We start from the raw sequence: 5347 nt of genomic DNA, 5'->3' as shown, positions 1-5347 counted from the left end.
GGAACGAGGCTAGACTTAAGTGTCTGCGAGTTCCATAAAATTTTATAAATCTGCCACTAGGTATCTTGAATGCGAATTTTTTGAGAGTTTAAACCCTCATAAAAGCTATTTAAAAACACAAAATAGCTTTTATTAAAGTTTTTCTCCACGCTCTGTATTGCTATCTTTTTCTTGTGGCTTGTTAATCTCTGCTAAGTCTTCTAAAATCCTCTGCCACTTTTTTAGATTTCTTGGGTGGCGGAGTTTTCTTAGAGCGTTAGAATAGATTTCATAAGCTCTACTTGGGCTAATATTTAATGCTTTCCCAATCTCTTCAAAGCTCATTTTTAGCCCAACATTAAAAAGGAAGCTGCTGCTTCTATATGTCTTAATTCAACCTTGCTCCCATCTGCAAAATCTTTAGCTCTTTTTAAAAGCTTCTCGCTTTTTCTAAAATTGCCACGAGCTAGGTTAAAAACCAAATCAATAGCTTTTTTATCTTCTATGCCAAAGTGCTTACAAAGCGTTTTTAAATCTTCATCTCTTAAGCCTTCTTTGTTTTGGTAGCAAAGTCCTTTTAATTCCCATTTTGCACCAATTCTAGAGCTTAGTTGCCCATACTCGTTATAATCGTTTCTGCCAATACCTGTAAGATTATTTTTAAGCTTTTTAGTTCCCACTAAAATTAAAGCAGTGTTTGAAAAATCATAAATGCGTCTTAAGCACTCTAATGCCCTAAATGGCAAATGTTCGCTTTCATCAATGATTAAAACCTTTGAAGTTCTTGCTAACTCACTTGCAATGCCTCTAATCTTGTCATCTAAAGAACCTTTAAAGCAAATATTTAGTTTATTTTCAAGCCCCACTAAAAGCATTTTTTTACTAGTTTCTGTTGTCGCTTCAAAAAGCACCACTCTTGTGCCATTTTTAGTAGCGTATTCTTTAATGGCTCTGCTTTTTCCAGTTCCTGCTTCGCCGATGATTACTCCCATTTCACGATTACTCATAGCATTTTCAATAGTAACATTAATAGCTTTTGCATCTTTAGTGATAATAAAAGGAGTTTGAAGCTCTTTTATGCTTTTTTCTTCTACAAAGCTTTTAATGTATTTTTCAAGCAAAGGTTCTACTTTTGAAGCATATTTATAGCTACTACCTTCTTTCATATAGCCCACCATATAGCTTTTATTAATCCCTAAACGATCTGCTAAATTATTTTGAGAGATGTTTTGGGTGCTTAAAAACTTTTTAGTAAGTTCAACTAATTCCATTTTAATTCCTTGTTTTAATTTCGCAGAGGAAATAAATTCCTCTTTACGACAAGGGACTACTCGTCCCTTGACCCTCTAAAGCCCCCGTCCCACTGCGTTTCACTTGCGGGGAAGGCTTCGCCTTGTTTTAATTTAGAGTTCTTTTTTAAAAACTCTTTAAAGCTCGTATCAATCAAGCTTTAAACAACTTTTAACCACTAACCTACAAATTTTCTATTGATAAAATCCTCCATACTAAATTCCTCTTCTTTCTCTTCTCTTTCTTCTTTAGAGATAGATAAACTTTCTAAATCAATAGGAGCATTTTTAATACTTTCTATTTCTTTTTGTTTGTTAAGTTTTTCTTTGGCTAGGGATTTTTGTGTGAGTTCTTGTGTGTTTTCTTCTTTTAGAGATTTATTAAATGCCATTTTTGCAAGTTCTAAATCTTCTTTGATATTTAGCTTAGTAAAGGTGCTTAGTTCTTCTTTTTTAAGTATTTTAGAAATAGAGTTCATATCTTCTTTAAATGCTTTTTTAAGATTTTTTAGACTTTCAGCACTTAATTTGGCAATACTTTCATCTAGTGCTAAGCATATAAAATTACCTTGCAAATCATAGACAAAGAGTTCTTTTGCATTATCAATGTTTTGCACACATTTGACTTTTGTTTTAACGCTTGGCATAAATTCAGATTTGTAAATGCTGCCATTAAAATTAATACCTTTTTTACCAACAATTCTTAACTCTTTAGCACCTGCATGGAATAAAAACTCTTCATATTCTATTTTTATGATAGGATTAGGGCATTCATTCCATAATTCACTAGGAGTTTTTACACCTTTCTTTCTTCTTGCTTTAGAGCTATTCCATTTATACACTTCAGATTCTAAAAGTTTTTGTGCCTCACTAAAGAGATGTAAATGTTCTTGGTTTGTCTTTTTGGCAAAGCCATATTTATCTTTAGCTTTTCGCTCTTTTTTAGGAGTTCTTTGCTCTATTAGTTCTCTTTCGCTTAAATTTTTACCAATAGCACCATGCATTTGTGAAAGTCCTGCGTGTTGGAGTGTGCCAAATCTCCTCTCTACTAATGCTTTTTCTTCTCCTGCATAAGCAATAGAAGCATCATAGCTTATACCTAAGCCATCTAATAAATCTTGAAAGTTTTTAGATAGATAATCTCTACCATTATCCCCTTTAATTATTTTGGGTTTTCCTAAAGTAGAAATTGCAGCCCATAAAAGTCGCATAAGAGAAAGAGAATTAGACTTAGGTGCTAAAGAGGCTACACCCATACCACTATACACATCTACAATGCTTAAAATATGTGGGCGAAAAGGCTCTAATGTAGTATCATCACGCACTAAAAAATCAGCTGGGCTACTATCAATCTGCCAACATTCATTTTTGGAAGCAAAAATTTCTCTTTGGTTACCTTGAGAGGGGAGAAAATAGCTTTTAGCTTTATCAAGCCCTTTAGTAATTATGCAATGCTCTAATGGCTTATCTTTAAAATAATTTGCCAAGAAGTTTTGCAAGGTTTTTACACTAAATAGGGGCTTTACTTCTCCTAAGTCAAAGCCTATGAAGTCATAATTTTCTATTTTACTAGCTTCTTTGTGGATTCTCCACCAAAGCTCTGTATAGTTAAAATCCCCAGCACCAAAAGTTCTATAAGCACTTAGTGCATATTCTTGCATCCAACTTTTAAGCTTGGTAGAATCCTTTCTATACATTCCACGAGTATCTACAAGTCCTAGAATGCCATGTTGGTTGTAATTTTCTCTATCACGCTCAAAATTTCTTCTACTAACTCCTACAAGATTGATGGAACGACCAATCGTAAGACCGCCTTCTACATATTTTTCTACTTGCTTTAAAATTTTTAATTTTTCTCTAGCTTTTTCTTTTGTTTTTGTGGGTAGATTTTCAAAGTTTAGATTTAAAAGAGAAAAATTGGGGATTTTTTCTTCTTTTTTCTCTGTTAAATCTAAAATATCAGTATTTTTACTTTCATTAATAGTTTTTAAACTAGTTTTTATGCTTTTTAGCTCTTCCAAATTAATTTGTTCTAGTTTTTTATCTAAAATAAATGTATCATCGCTAATTAAACCTTGATTAAAAGCGGTTAAAATTTGCTCTTTACTTACTTTAAAAAGAAGCTTTTTACCACCTCTACCACCTTTTTCATTATCAACTTTAATCCATTCATATTTTTTAGAATTCCTCGTAGCACAAAGACGCAACGCACCTTCGCTAACATTAAAAATGATAGAAGCACTTTTGGTGTCTAGGTAATACATTATTTTAAGCCTTTTGGAAGTTCATTGATAATATTAAGCTCCAAAAGCTTTTCAAAAATTGCTTTGGTGTTACCTTTGGTTCTACGCTCTCCTGTTAGTTCTCCATTGACTACTTTAAATAGTGTAATATAGTGTAGATTGTGCTGTTTAGCAAAAGCTCTAAGGTTAATGCTGTGATTTTTAAAATACTGCTTTAACATCTTTTTCCTTATTACTTTAATTTTTTTATAAATAGTTAGTATTCTTTTTGTTAGAATACTATTTATAAAAAAGTTAAAGTAATTATACTAGTTTAAAAACTACTTGTCAAGTATATAAACTAGTTTTAGGGGGTATCCATTGAAAGAACAAGACAAAGCTATTTTGGAAGAAATGAAAGAATTTTTTAAAGTTAGCAGTGCTTCTCAAGTTGCTTTAAAGCTTGGATATAAAGAAAAAACAATTAATACTTGGCACAGCAAAGGAATCTCACAATCTGCTATTGATAAATTTAATGCTATTAGGTATAATAGTAAAAAAACTACTATAGAAGAACCAGACAATTCCTTTGTTAATTTTCGCTATTTCTCCAATGTTTATGCTGCGGCTGGATATGGAAACACTAACAACGATGAACATTATGAGGTCTTAAGGTTGGACACTAGATTTGTTTCTGATTTTTTAGGTTTAAACACAAATATGAGCTATGATATTATTAAAATATTTGGCAATAGTATGGAGCCTTACTTGTTAGATGGACAAACAGCCATTATTGATTTTACAAAAAATAGTTTAGAGCGTGTTAAAAATACCGATGTTATAGTGGTCAGCTTAGATGATGAGCTATATTGCAAAAGAATTAAGAAGCAGCCTTTATTGGACAAGTTTATTTTAGTATCTGAAAACAAAGATTATGAAGATATGATAATTACAAAAGAGAACTTCGAGAGGTGCAAAATTTTAGGGGTAGTAGTTTGTAGGATTGATATTAAAATGTTTTTGAATAAAGTAGAAAATATTATGTTTTAGCAATCTTAATAGACTGCTAAAACATCTCCATGAGTAGAGAATACAATACTGATTTTATCCATAGTTGTGCCATTTGCATATTCTGTTGTAACCATAACTTGTGCTCCATTTTGTAAAATATTATAAGTTGCACCAATAAACTCATAACTTTTTGGATTATTTAGTTTGCTTTTAATATATTTTGAAGCAAGGTGATGTTCGCCTGTGATTGTATCAAATTGCCCCAAAATCCAACTAGGGTCTTCATAACTAACTTGATTTAAAGCACCATTATTAAATTCGTTAGCACAAGCTTGTAGTGGTAGCTTTAAAGTTTGATTTGGATTTTTTTGCCAAATATTATACATCACACAATTTGTAAAATTGTTAAGCATTCCAATACTTCCATCAATATTATTGGCTTTGGTATAATCTAATACAACTTGCTTGATGCTGTCCCTAAAATCGCTTGTTTCTTTATAATCGAAAGCCACAAACTCATTAAAGGCTTTTTCTCTTAAATCGCTTAAAGTGGTATTTTCGCTAACACCGCACCCAACAAACAAAATAACCATAGATAAACCAAGAATAAAATGTTTCATTAACGCCTCACTAAAGATTAAGTTTTTGTTATTATAACAAGAAAAAGGTAAGAATAAAATATTTAAGTTTAAGGTTTAAAGAAAGATAAAAAGTCGTAAAAATGCGACATTTTATTTTTCTAATGCGACATTTTATTTTTTCGCCGACAAATTCCAAAATCAAAATTCTAATATTTTTTAACTTCTAAATAAAAATAATAAAGAAAGGGGGAGACTATATGAAAAA

The 5347-nt window shown here is 31.3% G+C and carries 6 protein-coding genes; 1 reads left to right on the top strand and 5 read right to left on the bottom strand.

Going from position 1 to position 5347, the window contains the following annotated elements:
- Nucleotides 1-132 precede the first annotated feature (132 nt).
- The 4 genes from B6S12_RS10025 to B6S12_RS10010 all read right to left on the bottom strand — a co-directional run bounded on the left by B6S12_RS10025 (nucleotide 133) and on the right by B6S12_RS10010 (nucleotide 3732).
- Nucleotides 133-324 (bottom strand): sigma factor-like helix-turn-helix DNA-binding protein, encoded by a 192-nt coding sequence (locus B6S12_RS10025; protein ID WP_111230643.1) that lies wholly within the window; start codon nucleotides 322-324, stop codon nucleotides 133-135.
- Between the two features lie 2 nt (nucleotides 325-326).
- Nucleotides 327-1250: an AAA family ATPase gene (locus B6S12_RS10020; RefSeq protein WP_111230642.1), complete on the bottom strand. Its 924-nt coding sequence runs from the start codon at nucleotides 1248-1250 to the stop codon at nucleotides 327-329.
- Nucleotides 1251-1447: 197 nt separating this feature from the next.
- Nucleotides 1448-3532, bottom strand: a complete 2085-nt coding sequence (locus tag B6S12_RS10015) for a DDE-type integrase/transposase/recombinase (RefSeq protein ID WP_111230641.1) — start codon at nucleotides 3530-3532, stop codon at nucleotides 1448-1450.
- Nucleotides 3532-3732, bottom strand: a complete 201-nt coding sequence (locus tag B6S12_RS10010; RefSeq protein WP_111230640.1) for a hypothetical protein — start codon at nucleotides 3730-3732, stop codon at nucleotides 3532-3534. Before B6S12_RS10010 ends, B6S12_RS10015 begins: the two co-directional genes overlap by 1 nt.
- A gap of 139 nt (nucleotides 3733-3871) precedes the next feature.
- Here B6S12_RS10010 and B6S12_RS10005 point away from each other — a divergent pair, with 139 nt between their 5' ends.
- Nucleotides 3872-4540 carry a S24 family peptidase gene (locus B6S12_RS10005; protein WP_111230639.1) on the top strand — a complete coding sequence of 223 codons (669 nt, stop codon included), beginning with the start codon at nucleotides 3872-3874 and terminating at the stop codon, nucleotides 4538-4540.
- 5 nt (nucleotides 4541-4545) lie between these two features.
- Here the strand turns inward: B6S12_RS10005 and B6S12_RS10000 are convergent, their stop codons facing one another.
- On the bottom strand, nucleotides 4546-5121 hold the full coding sequence (locus B6S12_RS10000) for a hypothetical protein (protein ID WP_111230638.1): 576 nt from the start codon (nucleotides 5119-5121) through the stop codon (nucleotides 4546-4548).
- Between the last annotated feature and the right edge of the window lie 226 nt (nucleotides 5122-5347).

This window comes from Helicobacter valdiviensis, assembly GCF_003245365.1.
In the GTDB taxonomy this organism is placed as follows: domain Bacteria; phylum Campylobacterota; class Campylobacteria; order Campylobacterales; family Helicobacteraceae; genus Helicobacter_D; species Helicobacter_D valdiviensis.
This window is presented reverse-complemented; position numbering and strand designations above follow the sequence as displayed.